The sequence below is a fragment of the Mycobacterium sp. 1274761.0 genome (assembly GCF_001668615.1).
GTDB lineage: Bacteria > Actinomycetota > Actinomycetes > Mycobacteriales > Mycobacteriaceae > Mycobacterium.
Genome location: NZ_LZMC01000073.1, coordinates 106415 through 127525, shown reverse-complemented (window position 1 = coordinate 127525; position 21111 = coordinate 106415). Strand labels below are relative to the sequence as shown.

General features: G+C 66.6%; 22 protein-coding genes and 1 pseudogene. 16 read left to right on the top strand and 7 right to left on the bottom strand.

The window, feature by feature from the left end:
• Together A5651_RS15820 and A5651_RS26440 are read right to left on the bottom strand one after the other, a co-directional pair.
• Positions 1-1501: nitrite/sulfite reductase (locus A5651_RS15820; protein ID WP_066982561.1), on the bottom strand; the 1501-nt coding region annotated here is incomplete at its 3' end.
• A gap of 110 nt (positions 1502-1611) precedes the next feature.
• Positions 1612-1707: an Ms4527A family Cys-rich leader peptide gene (locus tag A5651_RS26440; protein ID WP_369803960.1), complete on the bottom strand. Its 96-nt coding sequence runs from the start codon at positions 1705-1707 to the stop codon at positions 1612-1614.
• 90 nt (positions 1708-1797) lie between these two features.
• Here A5651_RS26440 and hemW point away from each other — a divergent pair, with 90 nt between their 5' ends.
• On the top strand, positions 1798-2973 hold the full coding sequence (gene hemW / locus A5651_RS15815) for a radical SAM family heme chaperone HemW (RefSeq protein ID WP_066982491.1): 1176 nt from the start codon (positions 1798-1800) through the stop codon (positions 2971-2973).
• A gap of 71 nt (positions 2974-3044) precedes the next feature.
• Positions 3045-3557 carry a sigma-70 family RNA polymerase sigma factor gene (locus A5651_RS15810; protein WP_255361821.1) on the top strand — a complete coding sequence of 171 codons (513 nt, stop codon included), beginning with the start codon at positions 3045-3047 and terminating at the stop codon, positions 3555-3557.
• A 9-nt stretch (positions 3558-3566) separates the two neighbouring features.
• Here A5651_RS15810 and A5651_RS15805 read toward each other — a convergent pair whose 3' ends face one another.
• Complete coding sequence (locus A5651_RS15805; protein ID WP_066982485.1) at positions 3567-3881, bottom strand: type II toxin-antitoxin system VapB family antitoxin; 315 nt, start codon at positions 3879-3881, stop codon at positions 3567-3569.
• Between the two features lie 139 nt (positions 3882-4020).
• On the opposite strand from A5651_RS15805, the gene hrcA reads away from it, so the two are divergent.
• The 10 genes from hrcA to era all read left to right on the top strand — a co-directional run bounded on the left by hrcA (position 4021) and on the right by era (position 14552).
• Positions 4021-5052 carry a heat-inducible transcriptional repressor HrcA gene (gene hrcA / locus A5651_RS15800; protein ID WP_066982481.1) on the top strand — a complete coding sequence of 344 codons (1032 nt, stop codon included), beginning with the start codon at positions 4021-4023 and terminating at the stop codon, positions 5050-5052.
• 58 nt (positions 5053-5110) lie between these two features.
• Positions 5111-6253 carry a molecular chaperone DnaJ gene (gene dnaJ, locus A5651_RS15795; protein WP_066982478.1) on the top strand — a complete coding sequence of 381 codons (1143 nt, stop codon included), beginning with the start codon at positions 5111-5113 and terminating at the stop codon, positions 6251-6253.
• A gap of 9 nt (positions 6254-6262) precedes the next feature.
• Positions 6263-7009 carry a 16S rRNA (uracil(1498)-N(3))-methyltransferase gene (locus A5651_RS15790; protein WP_066982475.1) on the top strand — a complete coding sequence of 249 codons (747 nt, stop codon included), beginning with the start codon at positions 6263-6265 and terminating at the stop codon, positions 7007-7009.
• Between the two features lie 114 nt (positions 7010-7123).
• A complete protein-coding gene (locus tag A5651_RS15785; RefSeq protein WP_231988705.1) occupies positions 7124-7516 on the top strand; it encodes an MmpS family transport accessory protein in 393 nt (130 codons plus the stop codon).
• Positions 7513-10362 carry an RND family transporter gene (locus tag A5651_RS15780; protein WP_066982472.1) on the top strand — a complete coding sequence of 950 codons (2850 nt, stop codon included), beginning with the start codon at positions 7513-7515 and terminating at the stop codon, positions 10360-10362. The genes A5651_RS15785 and A5651_RS15780 overlap by 4 nt, the downstream gene beginning before the upstream one ends.
• 91 nt (positions 10363-10453) lie before the next feature.
• Positions 10454-11488 carry a PhoH family protein gene (locus A5651_RS15775; RefSeq protein ID WP_066982469.1) on the top strand — a complete coding sequence of 345 codons (1035 nt, stop codon included), beginning with the start codon at positions 10454-10456 and terminating at the stop codon, positions 11486-11488.
• A gap of 14 nt (positions 11489-11502) precedes the next feature.
• Entirely contained in the window at positions 11503-12039 is a 537-nt protein-coding gene (gene ybeY / locus A5651_RS15770) for an rRNA maturation RNase YbeY (protein ID WP_066982464.1), read from the top strand.
• On the top strand, positions 12036-13328 hold the full coding sequence (locus A5651_RS15765) for a hemolysin family protein (protein WP_066982461.1): 1293 nt from the start codon (positions 12036-12038) through the stop codon (positions 13326-13328). The genes ybeY and A5651_RS15765 overlap by 4 nt, the downstream gene beginning before the upstream one ends.
• Positions 13321-13638 (top strand): cytidine deaminase, encoded by a 318-nt coding sequence (locus A5651_RS15760; RefSeq protein ID WP_066982458.1) that lies wholly within the window; start codon positions 13321-13323, stop codon positions 13636-13638. The genes A5651_RS15765 and A5651_RS15760 overlap by 8 nt, the downstream gene beginning before the upstream one ends.
• A gap of 8 nt (positions 13639-13646) precedes the next feature.
• Positions 13647-14552, top strand: coding sequence for a GTPase Era (era, locus tag A5651_RS15755; protein ID WP_066982552.1), 906 nt, complete (start codon positions 13647-13649; stop codon positions 14550-14552).
• 2 nt (positions 14553-14554) lie between these two features.
• Here the strand turns inward: era and A5651_RS15750 are convergent.
• Together A5651_RS15750 and A5651_RS15745 are read right to left on the bottom strand one after the other, a co-directional pair.
• Positions 14555-14992, bottom strand: a pseudogene (locus tag A5651_RS15750) (CAP domain-containing protein); the annotation flags it as partial.
• Positions 14993-15063: 71 nt separating this feature from the next.
• A complete protein-coding gene (locus A5651_RS15745) occupies positions 15064-16518 on the bottom strand; it encodes an amidase (protein WP_369803959.1) in 1455 nt (484 codons plus the stop codon).
• A 64-nt stretch (positions 16519-16582) separates the two neighbouring features.
• Here A5651_RS15745 and recO point away from each other — a divergent pair, with 64 nt between their 5' ends.
• From recO to A5651_RS15730, 3 genes are read left to right on the top strand one after another with little or no spacing between them, the layout of a single operon-like run.
• Positions 16583-17452 carry a DNA repair protein RecO gene (recO, locus tag A5651_RS15740; protein WP_066982455.1) on the top strand — a complete coding sequence of 290 codons (870 nt, stop codon included), beginning with the start codon at positions 16583-16585 and terminating at the stop codon, positions 17450-17452.
• A complete protein-coding gene (locus A5651_RS15735) occupies positions 17373-18281 on the top strand; it encodes a decaprenyl diphosphate synthase (protein WP_369803958.1) in 909 nt (302 codons plus the stop codon). The genes recO and A5651_RS15735 overlap by 80 nt, the downstream gene beginning before the upstream one ends.
• Positions 18281-18676: a hypothetical protein gene (locus A5651_RS15730; RefSeq protein ID WP_066982449.1), complete on the top strand. Its 396-nt coding sequence runs from the start codon at positions 18281-18283 to the stop codon at positions 18674-18676. Before A5651_RS15735 ends, A5651_RS15730 begins: the two co-directional genes overlap by 1 nt.
• Here the strand turns inward: A5651_RS15730 and A5651_RS15725 are convergent.
• Positions 18673-19071, bottom strand: a complete 399-nt coding sequence (locus A5651_RS15725) for a Fur family transcriptional regulator (RefSeq protein WP_066982446.1) — start codon at positions 19069-19071, stop codon at positions 18673-18675. The two genes, A5651_RS15730 and A5651_RS15725, sit on opposite strands and share 4 nt — an antisense overlap.
• On the bottom strand, positions 19068-19397 hold the full coding sequence (locus tag A5651_RS15720) for a metalloregulator ArsR/SmtB family transcription factor (RefSeq protein ID WP_066982444.1): 330 nt from the start codon (positions 19395-19397) through the stop codon (positions 19068-19070). The genes A5651_RS15725 and A5651_RS15720 overlap by 4 nt, the downstream gene beginning before the upstream one ends.
• Before the next feature lie 92 nt (positions 19398-19489).
• Between A5651_RS15720 and A5651_RS15715 the strand changes: the two genes are divergently transcribed.
• Complete coding sequence (locus A5651_RS15715; RefSeq protein ID WP_197496637.1) at positions 19490-20878, top strand: glycine--tRNA ligase; 1389 nt, start codon at positions 19490-19492, stop codon at positions 20876-20878.
• The last annotated feature ends 233 nt before the right edge of the window (positions 20879-21111 follow it).

Genomic DNA, 21111 nt, shown 5'->3' with positions numbered 1-21111 from the left:
AATGCACTTGGAAACCCTCGACCGGTCCGTCGCCGTCGTCGACCATCTGGCCCTTGAACCCGATGTCGGCGACCTGGATGCGGGCGCATGAGTTGGGGCAGCCGTTGATGTTGACCGTGATCGGCACATCGAGCTGAGCCCCCAGGTCGCCGGAGATGTCCTCCAGCCGCTTCTCGAGATCGGGCACCAGCAGCTGCGCGCGGCCCTTCGTGTCGGCGAAGGACAGCTTGCAGTACTCGATGCCGGTGCAGGCCATCAGGTTGCGCCGCCAGTGCGTGGGCGTGGCCGGCAGGCCCAGCTCCTCCAGCCCGCGCACCAGCGCGTCGACCTTGTCGTCGGGCACATCGAGGATGATCAGCTTCTGGTACGGCGTCAGGCGGACCCGGTCGGAACCGACCTCGGCCGCGAGGTCGGCGATCTTGGTCAGGATCGTCCCGGAAACCCGACCGGCGATCGGCGCGATGCCGATGGCGTTGCGGCCATTCTTCAGCTTCTGCACGCCGACGTGGTCGATCGGGTGCTTGACCGGCTCGGGGGCCGGACCGTCGATCAGCTTGCGGCCGAGATACTCGTCCTCGACGACCTGGCGGAACTTTTCGACGCCCCAGTCCTTGATCAAGAACTTCAGCCGCGCCTTGGACCGCAGCCTGCGGTAGCCGTAGTCACGGAACACCGATGTGACGGCCGCCCAGACCTCGGGCACTTCCTCCAGCGGCACCCACGCGCCGAGGCGCTGGGCCAGCATTGGGTTGGTTGACAGGCCGCCGCCGACCCAAATGTCCAGGCCCGGGCCGTGCTCGGGGTGGTTGACCCCGATGAATGCGATGTCGTTCACCTCGTGAGCGACGTCCTGCAGACCGGAGATCGCGGTTTTGTACTTACGCGGCAGGTTCGAGAACTCCGGGCTGCCGATGAAGCGGCGGACGATCTCGTCGACGGCCCAACTCGGGTCGAGCACCTCGTCTAGCGATTCTCCGGACAGCGGGCCGCCGAGCACGACGCGAGGGCAGTCGCCGCAGGCCTCGGTGGTCTGCAGGCCGACCGCGGCCAGCCGGTCCCAGATCTGCGGGACGTCCTCGATCCGGATCCAGTGGTACTGGATGTTCTCGCGGTCGGAGATGTCGGCGGTGTCGCGGGCGAACTCGGTGGAGATCTCCCCGATGGTGCGCAGCGCGGCGGTGGTCAGCGCGCCCCCGTCGCAGCGGACCCGCATCATGAAGTACTTGGCCTCGAGCAGGTCGGCGTTCTCATCCCCGGTCCAGGTGCCGTCGTAGCCCTGCTCACGCTGGGTGTAGAGGCCCATCCAGCGGAACCGGCCGCGCAGGTCCTGCTTGTCGATGCTGTCGAAGCCCCGCTTGGAGTAGATATCGAGGATGCGGGCGCGCACGTTCAGCGCGTCGTCATCCTTCTTGAACTGTTCGTTCGCGTTGAGCGGCTCGCGATAGCCGAGAGCCCATTGACCCTCGGCGCGCGGGCGTTTGAGGGGCTTGGCGGTGGTCATGTTGTGTGGCTCCTTACTGGAGCCGGCCTTCGGGCGCGCTTTCACCGGGGGCTGTCCGGCGGCGCAGATCCGGCGGCCAGCTGAAAGTACTGGTGGGCAGGACTACGACGTCAAGGCAGACAACAACAGCTACATACGCGCTTGAAGTCGACATGCCGCCGCGCCACCAGCGATACGCGGTGGGAGAAGATGCGAGCGGCGATCACGGCCCAATTGTGCCACGGACACCGACATATGCCCTAACCGGTCGAGATTTGGGCTCAGGGTGAACAAAAGTCCTCTGAGAAACTGGGCTTGTGACCGTCCGAACCCAGCCTGCCGGCTTGCCTGGCATGACGCCGACGCCCGGGGCGCCGTTCGGTTTGTATGTCCACGTCCCGTTCTGCGCCACCCGCTGCGGATACTGCGACTTCAACACCTACACCCCCGCCGAGCTGGGCGGCGCCGAATTCGACGGCTGGCTGGCCGCGCTGCGCGCCGAACTGGGCCTGGCCGCAGCGATGCTGGGGTCACCACCGGCGGTGCAGACGGTCTTCGTGGGCGGCGGCACGCCGTCGCTGCTGGGCGGGCCGGGCCTGATCAAGGTGCTCGACGCGGTGCGTGACCACTTTGTCCTCGCCGACGGGGCCGAGGTCACCACCGAAGCCAACCCGGAATCGACGTCTCCCGAACTGTTCGTGCGCCTGCGCGACGCCGGATACACGCGCGTGTCGCTGGGCATGCAGTCGGTCGCTCCGCACGTGCTGGCGACGCTGGACCGGGTGCACTCGCCGGGCCGGGCGCCCGCGGCCGCACGCGAGGCCCTCGCGGCCGGATTCGAGCACGTCAACATCGACCTCATATACGGCACGCCGGGGGAGACCGACGACGATTTTGCGCGCTCGATCGACGCGGCCGTCGAGGGAGGTGTTGATCACATTTCGGCGTATGCGCTGACCATCGAGGAGGGCACCGCGATGGGCAGACGGGTGCGGCGCGGGGAACTATCGCTCACCGACGACGATGTGCTGGCGCGGCGCTACGAGCTTGCCGACGAACGGCTGTCGGCCGCGGGTTTCGACTGGTATGAGGTCTCCAATTGGAGCCGGCCCGGCGGTGAATGCAGGCACAACATGGGCTACTGGGACGGCGGCGAGTGGTGGGGCGCCGGGCCAGGGGCGCACGGGTATGTGGGATCGATCCGGTGGTGGAATATCAAGCACCCCAACGCGTATGGGCATGCGCTGGCCGACGGATTGCTTCCGGTAGCCGATTTCGAGCAGCTCGATGGCGACGCGCGGCATATGGAAGACGTGATGCTGCGCCTGCGGTTGCGGCGGGGCCTGCCTGCTAGCTTCCTCACCGAGGACGAACGCGTCCGGGCACAGATCGCCGTCGGCGACGGGTTGCTGGCGAGCGACGTCGACCGGTTGGTGCTCACCGACCGCGGACGGCTGCTGGCCGATGGCGTGGTCCGCGCGGTGCTCGACTGATCGTCGCGCTGTGGTCGTTTCCCAAGGAATCCCACAGCAGATGCGAAGGGCTCAGGCGAACCATGAACGGAGTGACCGATCCTGAGCCGGCGGCACTCCTTCGAGCGATGCATGACGCACACGCCCGAGCGTTGCTGCGGTATGTCCTGCGGTTCACCGACGGGGACAGGGCCTTCGCTGAGGATGTTGTCCAGGAGACGCTGCTGCGGCTCTGGCGCAAGCCGGACATCTTGCGGCAGTGCCCGAGCGGGGTGAGGGCCTGGCTGTTCACCGTGGCCCGCAACCTGGTGATCGACGATCGCCGAAGTGCTCGGTACACGCGCGAATACCGGACGGACTCGCTACCCGAGCGGCCATCGCCGGATGCGATCGGCCCGGCATTCGACAGGTGGATCCTGGCGGAGGCGTTGAGGTCACTGTCGGCCGACCACCGCGCTGTCGTCGTCCGCGCGCACTATCTCGGGCAGACCATCGCCGACATCGCTGCCGGAGAACGCATTCCGGAGGGCACGGTCAAGTCCAGGCTGTACTACGCGATGCGTGCGCTGCGGATCACGTTGCAGGAGAATGGGATTGCCTGCTGACCGGATAGGCTAGGTCTGCTCGGCGACCGGCACGTCCATATCGAAGACGCGCGCATGCAGCACCGTCCGATTGCGCAGCGCCGCCCGCACCGCCCGGTGCAGCCCGTCTTCGAGATACACGACGCCCCGCCAGCGCACGGCATGGGGAAACAGGTCGCCATAGAACGTCGAATCCTCCGACAGCAGGCGGTCCAGCTGCAGCACTTTCGTCGTGGTCACCAGCTCGTCGAGGCGGATCTGTCGCGGCGGTATCTGCGACCACTGCCGGTGCGTCAACCCGTGGTGGGGATACGGCTTGCCATCGAGTGTGCCCTTGAAGATCACCTGCCCGAATCCTTCGACTCGTCCCGACTGCCTGCGCCCTGCGCATCATCTGCAGGCTAGTCGCATCCGGTTGATCTGCCACGTGAAGCTATAGCCCCTGCTGATGACCGTAAAATGGGGTCGATCTCAGGAGGTGAACATGGGAAGTGCCGACGACCGTCGGTTCGAGGTGTTGCGCGCGATCGTCGCCGACTTCGTTGCGACCAAGGAACCGATAGGTTCCAAGTCTCTGGTCGAGCGGCACAACCTCGGGGTGTCCAGCGCGACCGTCCGCAACGACATGGCCGTGCTCGAGGCCGAGGGCTACATCACCCAGCCCCACACGAGCTCCGGTCGCGTGCCGACCGAGAAGGGGTACCGCGAATTCGTCGACCGGCTCGAGGACATCAAGCCGCTGTCGTCGTCCGAGCGGTCGGCCATCCTGAAATTCCTGGAGACGGGCGTGGACCTCGACGACGTCCTGCGCCGTGCGGTGAAGCTATTGGCCCAGCTCACCCGGCAGGTGGCCATCGTCCAGTACCCGACGCTGTCGACTTCCACCGTGCGCCATCTCGAAGTGGTTCAGCTGACCCCCGCCCGTCTGCTGCTGGTGGTGATCACCGACACTGGCCGGGTCGACCAGCGAATGGTCGAACTCGGTGACGTCATCGACGAGCACGAGATCGGCCAGCTGCGCGAGATGCTGGGCCAAGCGCTGGAGGGCAAGCGCTTGGCGGCGGCCTCGGTCGCGGTGTCGGAGCTGGCCGCCCACATGGACGGCAAGGGTGGCCTCGGTGACGCCATCGGCAGGTCGGCGACGGTGCTACTGGAATCGCTTGTCGAACGCACCGAGGAGCGGTTGCTGCTGGGCGGCACCGCGAACCTCACCCGCAACACCGCCGACTTCGGCGGATCGCTGCGCTCTGTGCTCGAGGCGCTCGAAGAGCAGGTCGTGGTGTTGCGGCTGCTCGCGGCGCAGCAGGAGGCCGGCAAGGTCACCGTGCGCATCGGACACGAGACGGAAGCCGAGGAGATGGCGGGCACCTCGGTAGTCACGACGGCTTACGGCAGTATGGGGAAGGTCTACGGCGGTATGGGTGTGCTCGGACCCACCCGAATGGACTATCCGGGAACGATCGCCAATGTCGCAGCGGTTGCGATGTACATCGGCGAAGTCTTGGGCAGTCGATAGCCCGCGCACGCGAGGAGCACAAGAGAAGAACCGCCTCGGCGGTAAGGAAGGTCAGGGAGTGGCACGCGACTATTACGGTCTGCTCGGAGTGAGCAAGGGCGCCAGCGATTCGGAAATCAAGCGCGCCTACCGGAAGCTGGCCCGTGAGCTGCACCCCGACGTCAACCCCGACCAGGAGGCGCAGGCCCGCTTTCAGGAGATCAGCGCCGCCTACGAGGTGCTCAGCGATCCGGAGAAGCGGCGCATCGTCGACCTCGGCGGCGACCCGCTGCAATCCGCGAGTGCCGCCGGCAACGGTTTCGGCGGTTTCGGTGGCCTCGGCGACGTGTTCGAGGCGTTCTTCGGCGGCGGTGCCACGTCCCGAGGCCCGATCGGTCGGGTTCGGCCCGGCTCCGACTCCCTGCTGCGCATGCGGCTCACCCTGGAGGAGTGCGCGACGGGCGTGACCAAGCAGGTCACGGTCGACACCGCGGTGCTGTGTGACCTGTGCCACGGCAAGGGCACCCACGGCAACTCCAAGCCGACCACCTGCGACACCTGCGGCGGGAAGGGTGAGATCCAGACTGTGCAGCGCTCGCTGCTGGGGCAGGTCATGACCACGCGTCCGTGTCCGGTCTGCGGTGGAGTCGGTGAGGTCATCCTGGATCCCTGCCACCGCTGCGGCGGCGACGGCCGGGTCCGCTCTCGGCGCGAGATCAGTGTGAAGATCCCTGCCGGGGTGGGCGACGGCATGCGGGTACGGCTGGCGGCCCAAGGTGAAGTGGGTCCCGGCGGCGGCCCGGCGGGTGACTTGTACGTCGAGGTCCACGAGACGCAGCACGAGGTGTTTGTCCGTGACGGCGACGATCTGCATTGCACCGTGTCGGTGCCGATGGTCGACGCGGCGCTGGGTGCCACCGTCTCCATAGACGCGATCCTCGACGGGCCGACCGATATCACGATCCCTGCGGGCACCCAGCCCGACTCGGTGGTCACGCTGCGCGGTCACGGGATGCCGCATCTGCGGTCGGGGGTGCGCGGGGACCTGCACGCCCATATCGAGGTGGTCGTCCCTTCGCGGCTGGACCACGAGGACATCGAGTTGCTCCGCAAGTTGAAGGAACGCCGCACCCGCGACGCCGCCGAGGTGAAGTCCACCCAGACCGCCTCCGCCGGCGGCGGCCTGTTCAGCAGGCTGCGCGAAACCTTCACCGGCCGCTAGCCGGCGCTGATGGCAGGGGCGCTGTTCTACGTCGACACGCTGCCCGACGTCGGCGACCTGGCCGTCGTAGACGGCGATGAGGGCTTCCACGCCGCCACCGTGCGTCGCATCAGGGCGGGTGAGCAGCTCGATCTCTCCGATGGGGCGGGCGCGGTGGCGCACTGCGTGATCGAAGAGGTGGCCAAGACCCGGCTCTCGGCGCGCGTGCAGGAGCGCTGGATCGTCGAGCCGCCGACGCCGTCGGTCACCGTCGTGCAGGCACTGCCCAAGGCCGACCGCTCCGAGCTGGCCATCGAATTGGCCACCGAGGCGGGCGCCGACGCGTTCGTCGGCTGGCAATCGGCGCGCTGCGTGGCGCGCTGGGACGCGGCCAAGGCCGACAAGGGCCTGCGCCGGTGGCGCGCGGTGGCCCGCTCGGCGGCCCGTCAGTCGCGCAGGCCCTACATCCCGTCAGTCACCGGGGTGGTGAGCACTGGCGAGCTGACGAGCTGGCTCGCAGAAGCGGTGTCCGCGGGCACTACGGTGTTGGTGCTGCACGAATCGGCGGCCGAACCGATGACGGAACTCCCTGTGGCACAGGCGAAGTCGCTGATTTTGGTGGTCGGGCCCGAAGGTGGCATCACCGTCGACGAACTCGCCGCGTTGTCCGGCGCCGGGGCGGCGGTGGTGCGGATGGGGCCGACGGTGCTGAGGACATCGACGGCGGCGGCTGTGGCGCTCGGGGCCCTCGGCGCGCTGACCGCTCGGTGGCGCTGAGCGCGGTAGGGTCCCTCTGCCCCCGCAGGGTTTGTTAGCCTAACTTTACTCGCCGAGCGTGAAGGGATCCCGCGAATTTTCCGTGTCTTGAAGCATGCGTGGATCCCGCTGGCCATGGTGATTGTGATCGCCGCTGCGGGATTTGCTGTAGTACGTGTCCGAGGCATCTTCGGTTCGCATCAGCTGCCGACGTACGCGGGCAGCATGTCCGACAACTCGAACAAGACCGACCCGAAGAGCCTGATCTACGAGGTCTGGGGTCCGCCGGGCGCGACGGCCGACATCAACTACATCGACGACGAGGGCGAAACCAACCAGGTGAACGACGCGACGTTGCCGTGGTCCCGCGAGATCATCTCCAACGCACCGTCGGTGATGGGAAACATTGTGGCGCAGGGTGACAGCGACTTCATCGGGTGCCGGATCACCTCCGACGGTGAGGTCAAGGACGAGCGCACCGTGAATCAGGTCAGCGCATACATCTACTGCGTTGTGAAGTCCGCATGACGACCGCGCTGCACACGCGGCGGGAACCGTCGGCGATCGCGCGCTGGATCCGGCGGATGTCGATACCGATCATTCTCGGCTGGCTGGCACTGCTGTTCCTGCTCAACGCCACGGTGCCCCAGCTGGAAGTGGTCGGCAAGGCCAACCAGGTGTCGATGAGCCCGACGGACGCCCCGTCCATGCAGGCGATGAAGCACATGGGACAGCGGTTCGGCGAGTCGGACTCCGACAGCGTCGCGATGCTCGTCGTCGAGGGCGATGAGCCGCTGGGCGAAGCGGCACTCGACTATTACAAGGACCTGGTCGCCAAGCTGCGGGCGGATCCGAAACACATCCAGCACGTCGCGGACTTCTGGGGCGATCCGCTCACCGAAGCCGGCGCCAAGAGCAACGACGGCAAGGCCGCATACGTGCAGCTGAACCTCGCCGGCAACATGGGCGAGACGCTGTCGAACGAGTCGGTCGAAGCCGTGCGCAGCATCGTCGACGCGTCATCCCCCCCGCCGGGGGTGAAGGTGTTCGTGACCGGTCCGGCTGCGCTGCAGGCCGACATGAACCACGCCGGCGATCGGACGATCCTCAAGATCACCATCGTCACGTTCGTCGTCATCATCACGATGCTGTTGATCTTCTACCGCTCGATCGTCACGGTGCTGCTTCTGCTCGTCATGGTCGGCATCCAATTGACGGCTGCGCGGGGAATCGTGGCGTTCCTGGGCCATCACCAGATCATCGGCCTGTCGACATTCGCGGTGAACATGTTGGTCTCGCTGACGATCGCGGCAGGCACCGACTACGCCATCTTTCTGATCGGGCGCTATCAGGAGGCCCGCACGTCGGGGGCCAGCCGCGAAGAGGCCTACTACGAAATGTTCCACGGCACAGCACATGTCGTGCTGGGGTCGGGTCTGACCATCGCCGGCGCCACCTACTGTCTGACCTTCACCCGCATGCCGTACTTCCAGACGCTGGGCGTGCCGTGCGCGGTCGGCATCCTCGCGGGTGTGGCGGTGGCGCTCACTCTTGGCCCTGCGATCGTCACCATCGGCAGCCGCTTCGGCCTGTTCGAACCCAGACGTGCCATGCGGATTCGGTTCTGGCGAAAGATCGGCACATCGATCGTGCGGTGGCCCGGTCCGATCCTCGTCGCCTCGCTGGCGCTGGCCCTCATCGGCCTGGCCGCGCTGCCCGGATACAAGGCGAACTACGACGACACCAAGTTCATCCCGAAGGACATCCCCGCCAACACCGGATTCGACGCCGCCAACCGGCACTTCTCGATGGCCCGAATGAACCCCGAGGTGCTGCTGATCGAGTCCGATCATGACCTGCGTAATTCATCGGACTTCCTCGTTCTCGACAAGGTCGCCAAAGCGGTGTTCCGGGTGCCCGGCATAGCCCGCGTGCAGGCGATCACCAGGCCGGACGGCACGCCGATCCAGCACACGTCGCTCCCGTTCATTTTGAGCATGCAGGGCGCGGGTCAGCTGCAGAACATGAAGCTGATGAAAGACCGCATGGCCGACATGAAGACTCAGGCCGACGAGATGGGCAAGACCGTCGCGACCATGAAGCGCATGTACAGCCTGATGACGCAGTTGGTCGGCGTCACCCACGACATGGTCGGCCAGATGAACGACCTCCAGGGCACGATTCACGAATTACGGGACCACATAGCCGATTTCGACGACTTCTTCCGGCCGATCCGCAACTATTTCTACTGGGAGCCGCACTGCTACGACATTCCCGCGTGCCACTCGATTCGCTCGCTGTTCGACGCGCTCGACGGTGTCAGTGAGCTGACCGACAGCATGGACGCGATTATCGTCAACATGAATCGGCTCGACACGCTGATGCCCGAGATGCTGGCTCAGTTCGGGCCGATGATCACGACGATGGAAAGCATGCAGACCATGATGCTGACCACCTACAGCACCATGTCCGGCTTCTACCACCAGATGGACGAACTGAGTGCGAACTCGACGTCGATGGGTAAGGCGTTCGACGAGGCCAAGAACGACGACAGCTTCTATCTGCCGCCCGAGGTGTTCGACAATCCGGACTTCCAGCGCGGCATGAAGAGCTTCTTCTCGCCGGACGGCAGATCGGTCCGGATGATCATCGCCCACCGCGGGGATCCGGTGACGCCCGAAGGGCTTTCGCGCGTCGAGCCGATCAAGCTGGCGGCGATCGAGGCCGTGAAGGGCACGCCGCTGGAAGACGCGAAGATCTCCCTCGGTGGCACCGCGGCGACGTTCAAGGACCTGGCCGACGGCTCCTACTACGACCTGCTCATCGCCGGGATCGCCTCGATCAGCCTGATTTTCTTGATCATGCTGCTGTTCACCCGCAGCCTCGTTGCCGCCGTGGTGATCGTCGGCACCGTCGTGCTGTCGCTGGGGGCGTCGTTCGGCATCTCGGTGCTCATCTGGCAGCACATCCTGGGCATCGAGCTGCACTGGATGGTGCTCGCGATGGCGGTGATCATCCTGCTGGCGGTCGGATCGGATTACAACCTGCTGCTGGTGTCGCGGTTCAAGGAGGAGATACCGGGCGGACTGAAGACCGGCATCATTCGCGCGATGGGCGGCACGGGCAGCGTCGTGACGGCCGCCGGCCTGGTTTTCGCGCTGACGATGTGCTCGATGGTCGTCAGCGACCTGCGCGTGATCGGCCAAATGGGCACCACGATCGGCCTCGGCTTGCTGTTCGACACGCTGGTGGTGCGGTCGTTCATGACGCCGTCGATCGCCACGCTGCTCGGGCGCTGGTTCTGGTGGCCGATGAACGTGCGCACCCGTCCGCCGCGGCCCCGACCGGCCCCAGTCGAGGTCGCCGCAGGTTAAACATTGGGTCGAGGTCCGTGCCCGGCGGTAAACTGGGTGTTCGACGGCGCAGCAACCGGCAAAAACCCAGAAAGCAGGCAGAAAACCCCACGTGACGCCCAGCGAGACCAACGCTGAGCCGGACACCCCGGTCCGCAGCAGCATCGATGTTCCGCCCGACCTCGTCGTGGGCCTGCTCGGTTCCGCCGACGAAAACCTGCGCGCCCTTGAGCGCATCCTCGCCGCAGACATTCATGCCCGCGGCAACGCGATCACCCTCTCCGGCGAACCCGCCGACGTGGCCCTGGCCGAGCGGGTGGTCTCCGAACTGATCGCGATCGTGGCCAGCGGCCACTCGCTGACCCCCGAAGTGGTGCGTCACAGCGTCGGGATACTCACCGGCACCGAGGGTGAATCACCCGCCGAAGTGCTCACGCTCGACATCCTGTCGCGCCGCGGCAAGACGATCCGGCCGAAGACGCTGAACCAGAAACGGTACGTGGACGCGATCGACGCGAACACGATCGTGTTCGGGATCGGGCCTGCGGGTACGGGCAAGACGTATCTGGCCATGGCGAAGGCCGTCAGCGCGCTGCAGACCAAGCAGGTGGCGCGCATCATCCTCACCCGCCCCGCGGTGGAAGCCGGTGAGCGCCTTGGCTTCCTGCCCGGCACGCTGAGCGAGAAGATCGACCCGTACCTGCGCCCGCTGTATGACGCGCTGCACGACATGATGGATCCCGAGCTCATCCCGAAGCTGATGAGCGCCGGGGTCATCGAGGTCGCTCCGCTGGCGTACATGCGTGGCCGGACACTGAACGATGCATTCATCATTCTCGACGAGGCGCAGAACAGCACGAGCGAGCAGATGAAGATGTTCCTCACCCGGCTCGGCTTCGGCTCGAAAATGGTTGTGACGGGCGACATTACCCAGATCGACCTGCCCGGTGGCGCCAACTCGGGTCTGCGGGCGGCGGTGCAGATCCTCGACGATGTCGAGGACATCCACATCTCCGAGCTCACCAGCGCCGACGTCGTCCGCCACCGACTGGTGGGTGAAATCGTCGACGCCTATGCGAAATTCGAGGAACCCGGATTGGTGAACCGTGCGCAGCGACGCGCCTCGGGCCATCGGCCGCGGCGTTGAGCGAGAGCCGAGGCATGAGCATCGAAGTATCCAACGAGTCCGGCCTCGACGTCTCCGAAGAAGAACTCGTCAGCGTCGCCCGTTTCGTCATCAAGAAACTGAAAGTCCATCCTGCCGCGGAGCTTTCGATGGTGCTGCTCGACAGTGCCGCGATGGCCGATCTGCACATGCGGTGGATGGACCTGCCCGGGCCGACCGACGTGATGAGCTTCCCGATGGACGAGCTCGAACCTGGTGGGCGGCCCGATGCACCCGAGCCGGGGCCTTCGATGCTCGGCGACATCGTGTTGTGCCCGCAGTTCGCCGCTGACCAGGCCAAAGCGGCCGGGCACACCCTCGGCCAGGAACTCGCGTTGTTGACGGTGCACGGTGTGCTGCACCTGCTGGGCTACGACCACGCCGAACCGGACGAAGAGAAAGAGATGTTCACGCTGCAACGCCAACTGCTCGAGGAGTGGGTGGCCGCACAGGTCGAGGCTTATCACCAGGACCGCCAGACCGAGAAGGATCGGCGGCTGCTGGACAAGTCCCGGTACTTCGACCAGCCGTGACCGGCCTGGGTTCGCTGCTCGGCGCCATCGCGCTGATCTGCTTCGGTGGGTTGTTCGCCGCCATCGACGCGGCCATCAGCGCGGTATCGATCGCCCGCATCGAGGAGATGGTGCGCGACGAGCGGCCCGGCGCGGTCCGGCTCGCCCGGGTGGTCAACGAACGTCCGCGCTACACCAACCTTGTTGTGCTGCTGCGCATCGCATGCGAGATCACGGCGACGGCCTTGCTGGTCGACTACCTCTACGAGCATCTCGGTCTGGACTGGGGTCTGGTCGCAGCGGCCGCGATCATGGTCGTCGTCAGCTTCGTGGTGATCGGCGTCGGGCCCAGAACGCTCGGCAGGCAGAACGCTTACACGATCGCGTTGGGCGCAGCCGTTCCGCTGCAGGCGATTTCGGTGCTGCTGACACCGATCAGCCGTCTGCTCGTGCTCATCGGCAACGCGTTGACGCCGGGCCGCGGCTTCCGCAACGGTCCCTTCGCCTCGGAGATCGAACTGCGCGAAGTCGTCGATCTCGCCCAGCAGAGCGGGGTCGTGGCCGACGACGAACGTCGGATGATCCAGTCGGTGTTCGAGCTCGGCGACACCCCGGCGCGTGAGGTGATGGTGCCCCGCACGGAGATGGTCTGGATCGAAAGCGACAAAACCGCGGGCCAGGCCACGTCGCTCGCGGTGCGCAGCGGCCATTCCCGCATCCCGGTGATCGGTGAAAACGTCGATGACGTGGTCGGTGTCGTTTACCTGAAGGACCTTGTCGAGCGCACCTACTACTCGAACAACGGCGGACGCGACACCAAAGTCTCGGCGGTGATGCGCCCCGCAGTGTTCGTGCCCGACTCCAAACCGTTGGACGCGCTGCTGCGCGAGATGCAGCGCGACCGCAACCACATGGCGCTGCTGGTCGACGAGTACGGGGCGATCGCCGGGCTGGTGACGATCGAGGATGTGCTCGAGGAGATCGTCGGCGAGATCGCCGACGAGTACGACAGCAACGAGGTCGCACCCGTGGAAGAGCTGGGGGACAAGCGCTACCGGGTGTCGGCCCGGCTGCCGATCGAGGACCTCAGTGAGCTGTACGACATCGAGCTCGACGAGGACCTCGACGTCGACACTGTCGGCGGCCTGCTGGCGCTCGAACTCGGCCGGGTTCCGCTGCCCGGCGCCGAGGTCACCTGGGACAAGCTGCAGCTGCGGGCCGAGGGCGGCCGTGACCATCGCGGCCGGGTGCGGATCGGCACCGTGCTGGTCAGCCCCGTCGCATCCGAGCAGGAAGGCGACAATGACTGAGCTCGACGCGGAGGACGCCAAGCTGGTAACGCTGGCGCGCGGAGCGATGGGCCGCGCCGAAGCGGGCAGCGGCGCCGCCGTGCGCGACGAGGACGGCCGTACCTATGCGGGCGCCCCGGTGCGGCTTGACGCGCTGAGTTTGACGGCGCTGCAGGCGGCGGTGGCCGCAGCGGTGTCCAGCGGTGCGACCGGACTCGAGGCGGCCGTGCTCGTCGGCGGATCGGACGACGACCCCGGAGTCGCGGCCGTGCGCGAACTGTCCGCCGACGCCGCGGTCATTGTCACCGATCGGTCGGGCTCGCCCTTGTGAAGCCCGGCGTGAGCGAGTTCCGTTCCGGCTTCGTCTGTTTCGTCGGCAGGCCCAATACGGGCAAGTCGACGCTGACCAACGCGCTGGTCGGCGCCAAGGTGGCGATCACGTCCAACCGTCCGCAGACCACGCGCCACACCATCCGTGGAATCGTGCACCGCGACGACTTCCAGATCGTGCTCGTGGACACCCCTGGCCTGCACCGGCCGCGGACTCTGCTGGGCCAACGACTCAATGATCTTGTTCGGGACACCTATTCGGAGGTCGATGTCATCGGCTTATGCATTCCCGCCGACGAGTCGATCGGGCCGGGGGACCGGTGGATCTACGAACAGATCCGGACCGTCGCGCCGAAGACCACGCTGGTGGCGATCGTCACCAAGATCGACAAGGTGCCGCGGGACCGGGTGGCCGCACAGCTCGTCGCGGTCAGCGAGTTGGTCGGCGAAGCCGAGATCGTGCCGGTGTCGGCGACGACGGGCGAACAGGTCGACGTGCTGATAGACGTGCTCGCCGATCAGCTACCGCCGGGGCCGGCGTTCTATCCCGACGGCGAATTGACCGACGAGCCCGAGGAAGTGCTGATGGCCGAGCTGATCCGCGAAGCCGCACTCGAAGGGGTCCGCGACGAGCTGCCGCACTCGCTGGCGGTCGTCATCGAAGAGGTCACCCCGCGCGAAGGCCGCGACGATCTCAACCCGTTAGTCGATGTGCGCGCCAACCTCTTCGTCGAGCGGGACAGCCAGAAGGGCATCGTGATCGGCAAGGGGGGCGCGCGGCTGCGTGAGGTGGGCACCGCCGCCCGCACGCAGATCGAGAAGCTGCTCGGCACCAAGGTGTATTTGGACCTGCGCGTCAAGATCGCGAAAAACTGGCAGCGCGACCCCAAACAGCTTGGCCGCCTCGGCTTCTAAGCCGGCTTGCCGTACACGGCGACAACGACCGAGCGGTCCAGGCTGTTTTGCGACCAGACGCCCATCTGCGTGTAGCCGCAGTCCGACATGATGGCCAGGTAGTCGGGCCGGTAGTACCACTGGTTGATGATTTCGACGCCGTTGACCGCCAGCGCCGGATTGATCGCGACGGTCTCGGCGACCGCACCCCGATAGCCCGCCGCGGCGGCCCGCGCCTGCGGAGTCGACCCGTCCGAGCCGACGTCGCCGTCGAGTGCGCGGTTGTTCAGCACGTCGTTGGTGTGCCACTCCGCCGCCAACTGCAGCTGCGGGTTGATCTTCACGTCGTTGCGGCAGCCGGCCTGGTGCTGGACTGTGTAGACGTTGGCGACCACCCCGTCATTGAGCCGCTTGTTGTCGGCGACCGCAGACGGCATGCTGACGCCGCCCAGCACCGTCATCACCGACAGCACGGCTGCGCAGCGCCACACCTTCACGCCGCCGCACCTTACGCCGATCGCCCGTTTCCGGCCTAGCCGGCTGATTCGGTCCACCACGGGTCAGGCTGCTTGGTGACCCAGCCGTTTACGGCCTCTAGCTCGGCGGCAAGGGAAATCAGCAGCGGCTCACTGTCAGCGGGACCCATTAATTGCACGCCGATCGGTAATCCCTCGGAGGTGAAGCCGGCGGGCACGTTGATCGACGGCCAGCCCAGCAGGTTCCACGGCCACGTCGCGGGGCAGGCCCGGATCATCGCCCGGTCGGTGGACAAGCCGCCGCGGTTGTCGAAGTGGTGCAGGGCAGGCGGCGGCAGGGCGGTCGTCGGCGCAACGATGACGTCGACCAGGTTGAAGATGTAACCGACGCGACGCTGTGCGGCGGCTTCCTTCGCGCGGGCCTTCCGTAGCGCGTTCTCCGACAGCAGCCGGCCCATCCGAAGGTTGGCGACGGTGCGGCGGTCGAGCTCCACGTCGTGGCCCAGGCGGTCGGCCCAGTCCAGCAAGCCTGACGTGGACCGCGACAGGAAGTTCCACGACATCCCGACGGTGTAATCGGGGTCGGCCGCGACCATCGTGTGGCCGAGCTCGGTGAGTTGCTCACCGACGGTGTGCAGCGCGGCGCGGATGTCGGGGTTGAGCTTGGGCCGGAACACGTTGAAGGGAAACCGTGTTGACAGCGCGATCCTCAGCGGGCCGGGCGCCCGGCCGACGGCTTCGGCCGCCTGAATGGGCGACGGCTTGTGGCGGTCGCCGTCGACGTTGCCTGACGCGGCATCGAGCAGCAGGGCCGCGTCGGTGACGGTCCGGGCCAGCACGCCGTTGACGGTGATGCCATTGAACGCCTCGGGCAGCGGCCATGTCGAAATACGGCCTCGCTGCGGCTTGATACCGACCAGATGCGTCCACGCCGCGGGGATCCGGACGCTGCCCGCCCCATCGGATCCGATGGCGCCGGTGACCAGTCCTGCGGCCACTGCCGCCGCGCTGCCTCCGGACGAGCCGCCGGGAGTGTGGTTGCGCGACCACGGATTTCGCGTGTGGCCGAACGCGGGTCCGCTGGTGAACGGCCACTGGCCGAGCTCGCAGGTGTTCGTCTTGCCGACGATGACCGCACCCGCGGTGCGGAGCCGCCGCACGACTTCGGCGTCGGCCACCGCCGGTCGCACCCGGCCCGCCGCGCCGAACATGGTCGGGGTACCCGCGACGTCGACGTCGTCCTTGACGGCGATAGGCACCCCGAGCAGTGCGGCGTGCTGTCCGGCGGCCCGTCGCCGGTCGGCCCTGGCGGCGTCGGCGAGCGCCTGCTTGCGCAGCACCACGCGAAACGCGTTGAGCGTCGGCTGGCTGGCCTCGATCGCATCCAGCGACTGCCGTACCAGTTCAACAGAGGTCACGCTGCCGCTGGCCAGCCGATACAGCAGGCTCGTCAAGGTGGGAAACCTGGATTTTGGCGCCGAGAACGGGGGAAGCACGGGGGACATGGCCATCGATGTCGACAATATCCCGGCGCTGCTTACCGGCTCTGTCGGTACACGATGAGAAACTGAGCGGATGCGCCTGTACCGCGATCGGGCGGTGGTGCTTCGCCAGCACAAGCTCGGCGAGGCCGACCGGATCGTCACCCTGCTCACCCATGAGCACGGGATGGTGCGCGCCGTGGCCAAGGGGGTTCGACGCACTCGCAGCAAGTTCGGTTCCCGGCTGGAACCGTTCGCCCACATCGACGTCCAGCTGCACCCCGGCCGCAATCTCGACATCGTCACCCAGGTGCAGGCAATCGATGCGTTCGCCGCCGACATCGTCAGCGACTACGGCCGCTACACGTGCGCATGCGCCATCTTGGAGACCGCCGAACGGCTGGCAGGCGAGGAGCGCGCGCCCATGCCGGCGCTGCACCGGCTGACGGTCGGGGCGTTGCGCGCGGTGGCCGACGGCAGCCGCCCGTGGGAGCTCGTGCTGGACGCTTACCTGCTGCGCGCCATGGGAATCGCCGGGTGGGCGCCTGCGCTCACCGAGTGCGCCCGCTGCGCCGCGCCGGGTCCGCACCGGGCATTTCACATCGCGGCGGGCGGCAGCGTGTGTGTGCACTGTCGGCCTTCGGGTTCGGCGACGCCGCCGCAGGCGGTCCTCGACCTGATGTCGGCGCTCTACGACGGCGACTGGGAGTTCGCGCAGGCCTCGCAACAGTCGCACCGCACCCAGGCCAGCGGGCTGGTGGCGGCGCATCTGCAGTGGCATCTCGAGCGTCAACTTCGGACATTGCCGCTGGTCGAGCGTGTCTACCGGGTTGATCGCGCGGTCGCCGAGCATCGCGTGGCGCTGTTCGGGCAGGATGTCACCCGTGGTAGTGAAAAGGAAGGGGCCGGGGACCTCGAGAAGGGCCTCGACAGCTATCCACCCTCAGCTGCCTCCGGCGCCTGACGACTATCCCACCTTTCCGGACAAGTCCACCTGGCCGGTCGTCTTCCCTGACCTGCCGCCGCGTACCAACGGCCGGTTCGCCCGTCCGCCGCAGCACACCTCGAAAGCCGCCGCCCCCGTGATCCCGGCCGACCAGGTGCCCCATCACGTCGCGGTGGTCATGGACGGCAACGGGCGCTGGGCCACCCAGCGGGGGCTGCACCGCACCGAGGGCCACAAGATGGGCGAAGCGGTGCTCATCGACATCACTTGCGGCGCCATCGAAATCGGCATCAAACACCTGACCGTCTACGCGTTCTCGACGGAGAATTGGAAGCGCAGCACCGAGGAGGTCCGCTTCCTGATGGGGTTCAACCGCGAGGTGGTGCGGCGCCGGCGCGAGAACCTCAACGACATGGGCGTGCGGATGCGCTGGGTCGGTTCGCGACCGCGGATGTGGCGCAGCGTGATCAAGGAGTTCGACATCGCCGAGCAGATGACCGTCGGCAACGATGTCATCACGATCAACTATTGCGTGAACTACGGCGGCCGCACCGAAATCGTTGAGGCGGCAAGGGAACTCGCGCAGGAGGCGGTGGACGGCAAGATCAACCCGAACCGGATCAGCGAGGCGACGTTCGCCAAGCACTTGCACCGATCGGACATTCCCGACGTCGACCTGTTCATCCGGACGTCGGGGGAGCAGCGGGCCAGCAATTTCCTGCTGTGGCAGGCCGCCTACGCCGAATATGTCTTCCAGGACAAGCTCTGGCCCGACTACGACCGCCGCGATCTGTGGGCGGCGTGCGAGGAGTACGTGAACCGCAATCGCAGGTTCGGCCGGGCCTGATGGAGCTCGGAGAACGGTTGCGCAGCACACTCACCGGCGTGCTGGCTTTCGACGAGGAAGACGACGGTGCTCTGACCGTTCATTACGAGCACACGTTTGCCTCGCTGCGGGTGGTGGCGATCGCCGAGGACCTCGAGATGGTGTCGCTGACCCAAATTCTTGCCTGGGACCTGGCTGTCGACAATGAGATTCGCGACAAGGTCGTTGGTCTGGCGCACGACACCGTCCTCGGCACGGTATCGCTGGCCGAGCACGTCGCCGGCGGCGGCGTCGCCGATGTCACGCTGCGGTACAACTTTCCGGCCGCTGGCCTGACCGACGATGCGCTGCGGACCCTGATCATGATGGTGCTCAGCGCGGGCGCCGACGTGCGCCAGACGTTGATCGGCGTCTAGGCGCTCGGCGAGCAGCCGCCGCAGACGCCGAAGATCTCGATCGTGTGGCTGACGTCGGAGAAGCCGTGCTCGCGTGCGACGTCGGCGGCCCACTTCTCCACGTGCCCGCCCTGCACCTCGACCGTGCAACCACAGGCCCGGCACACCAAATGGTGGTGGTGATGCTCGGAGCAGCGCCGGTATACCGATTCACCGGTGTCGGTGCGCAGCGTGTCGACCTGTCCGGCGGCGGCCATCGACTGCAGCGTGCGGTACACCGTCGTCAAGCCGATGCCCTCGCCGCGGCGGCGCAGTTCGTCGTGCAGCTCTTGCGCGGAGCGGAAGTCGTCCAGGTTCTCCAGCAGTGCCGAGATCGCCGCGCGCTGCCGGGTGGCGCGCACGCCGGGGGCGCTCATCCGTCCTCCGCGGCATGCGTTACCGCGGCAACCACGATATCGGCGAGGTGGCGATCGACCAGCCGGTAGAGCACCTCTCGGCCCGAGCGCTCGCCGGCCACCACACCTGCGGCCTTGAGGATCCTCAGGTGCTGGCTGACCAACGGCTGCGGCACGGCCAGCGCGTCGACGAGTTCGTGGACGCACCGCGACGACTCGCGCAGTTGCAGAACGATCGCGATCCGCACCGGGGCGGCCAGAGCGCGCAGCAGGTCGCCCGCCATGTCGAGGATGTGGTCATCGTCATCCGCGGCCAGCCCCGACGAGTAGTTGGAAACCGTTTTCATTATGTCGCCACGATACATGCGCGATTACGCATGTCAACGGCGCATCGTTACGCTAGTCACCCGTGGCTGCGTCTTCCTCGAAGTCTTCCTCGATCATCGACACCATTGCAAACCTGGCCAAGCGCCGTGGCCTGGTGTACCAGTCCGGCGAAATCTACGGCGGGACCAAGTCCGCTTGGGACTACGGCCCTTTGGGTGTCGAACTCAAGGAGAACATCAAGCGGCAGTGGTGGCGCTCGGTGGTCACCGGCCGCGACGACGTCGTCGGCCTCGACAGCGCGATCATCCTGCCGCGCGAGGTGTGGGTGGCGTCGGGACACGTCGAGGTGTTCAACGACCCGCTGGTCGAATGCCTGAACTGCCACAAGCGCCACCGCCAGGACCACCTGCAGGAGGCCTACGCCGCCAAGAAGGGTAAGGGCGATACCGCCGTTGATCCGGCTTCAGTCCCGATGAGCGAGATCGCCTGCCCAGACTGCGGCACCAAGGGACAGTGGACCGAACCCCGCGACTTCAACATGATGCTCAAGACCTACCTCGGGCCGATCGAGACCGAGGAAGGTCTGCACTATCTGCGGCCCGAGACCGCGCAGGGCATCTTCGTCAATTTCGCCAACGTCGTGACGACGGCGCGAAAGAAGCCGCCGTTCGGCATCGGCCAGATCGGCAAGAGCTTCCGCAACGAGATCACCCCCGGCAACTTCATCTTCCGCACCCGCGAGTTCGAGCAGATGGAGATGGAGTTCTTCGTTCAGCCGGACAGCGCGCCGCAGTGGCACCAGTACTGGATCGACACCAGGCTCGATTGGTATGTCGACCTCGGCATCAACCGCGACAACCTACGGCTGTACGAGCACCCCAAGGACAAGCTGTCGCACTACTCCGACCGCACGGTCGACATCGAGTACAAGTTCGGCTTCCAGGGCAACCCGTGGGGTGAACTGGAAGGCATCGCCAACCGCACCGACTTCGACTTGTCCACGCACTCAAAGCATTCCGGTGTCGACCTGTCGTTCTACGACCAGGCCAGCGACACCCGCTACGTGCCGTACGTGATCGAGCCGGCAGCGGGTTTGACGCGATCGTTCATGGCGTTTCTTGTCGATGCCTACGCCGAGGACGAGGCGCCCAACGCCAAGGGCGGTGTCGACAAGCGCACCGTGCTGCGGCTGGATCCGCGGCTCGCGCCGGTCAAGGCCGCGGTGCTGCCGCTGTCGCGCCACGAGGACCTGTCGCCCAAGGCGCGCGACCTCGCTGCCGAGTTGCGCAAGTCGTGGAACGTCGAATTCGATGACGCAGGCGCGATCGGTCGGCGGTATCGGCGCCAGGACGAAATCGGCACGCCGTTCTGCGTCACCGTCGACTTCGACACGCTCGACGACCACGCGGTGACGATCCGCGAGCGTGACACGATGTCGCAGGACCGCGTCGCCCTCGACGCCGTGCCCGACTACCTCGCGGTCCGTCTCAAAGGCGCCTGAGGAGCGCGGCCGGCCTTTCTATCCGCGAGCGTGCGTGTTTGTTCCCCGACACGCCGCTGATTGTGATCACTTCGCGCACTCTCGACGGCGTTTCACAGTGCGCAAAGCGACGTGTTGCCGAAGGTCGTGCGTGGTGCGGATCCGTTGAGGCGTCGGGTATTCGAGCATGATCGTGGCGTGCGAGGGTGCGCAAAGAGCCGAAAATGCGGGGGGTGTCGGGTGCAAACACGCAC

Coding starts and splice junctions, on each gene's coding strand:
- ybeY (WP_066982464.1), top strand. CDS start 11,503: ATGAGCATCGAAGTATCCAACGAGTCCGGCCTCGACGTCTCCGAAGAA.
- A5651_RS15780 (WP_066982472.1), top strand. CDS start 7,513: ATGACGACCGCGCTGCACACGCGGCGGGAACCGTCGGCGATCGCGCGC.
- A5651_RS15785 (WP_231988705.1), top strand. CDS start 7,124: ATGGTGATTGTGATCGCCGCTGCGGGATTTGCTGTAGTACGTGTCCGA.
- A5651_RS15760 (WP_066982458.1), top strand. CDS start 13,321: ATGACTGAGCTCGACGCGGAGGACGCCAAGCTGGTAACGCTGGCGCGC.
- recO (WP_066982455.1), top strand. CDS start 16,583: ATGCGCCTGTACCGCGATCGGGCGGTGGTGCTTCGCCAGCACAAGCTC.
- A5651_RS15720 (WP_066982444.1), bottom strand. CDS start 19,397: ATGAAAACGGTTTCCAACTACTCGTCGGGGCTGGCCGCGGATGACGAT.
- hrcA (WP_066982481.1), top strand. CDS start 4,021: ATGGGAAGTGCCGACGACCGTCGGTTCGAGGTGTTGCGCGCGATCGTC.
- A5651_RS15725 (WP_066982446.1), bottom strand. CDS start 19,071: ATGAGCGCCCCCGGCGTGCGCGCCACCCGGCAGCGCGCGGCGATCTCG.
- A5651_RS15790 (WP_066982475.1), top strand. CDS start 6,263: ATGGCAGGGGCGCTGTTCTACGTCGACACGCTGCCCGACGTCGGCGAC.
- A5651_RS15745 (WP_369803959.1), bottom strand. CDS start 16,518: ATGGCCATGTCCCCCGTGCTTCCCCCGTTCTCGGCGCCAAAATCCAGG.
- A5651_RS15730 (WP_066982449.1), top strand. CDS start 18,281: ATGGAGCTCGGAGAACGGTTGCGCAGCACACTCACCGGCGTGCTGGCT.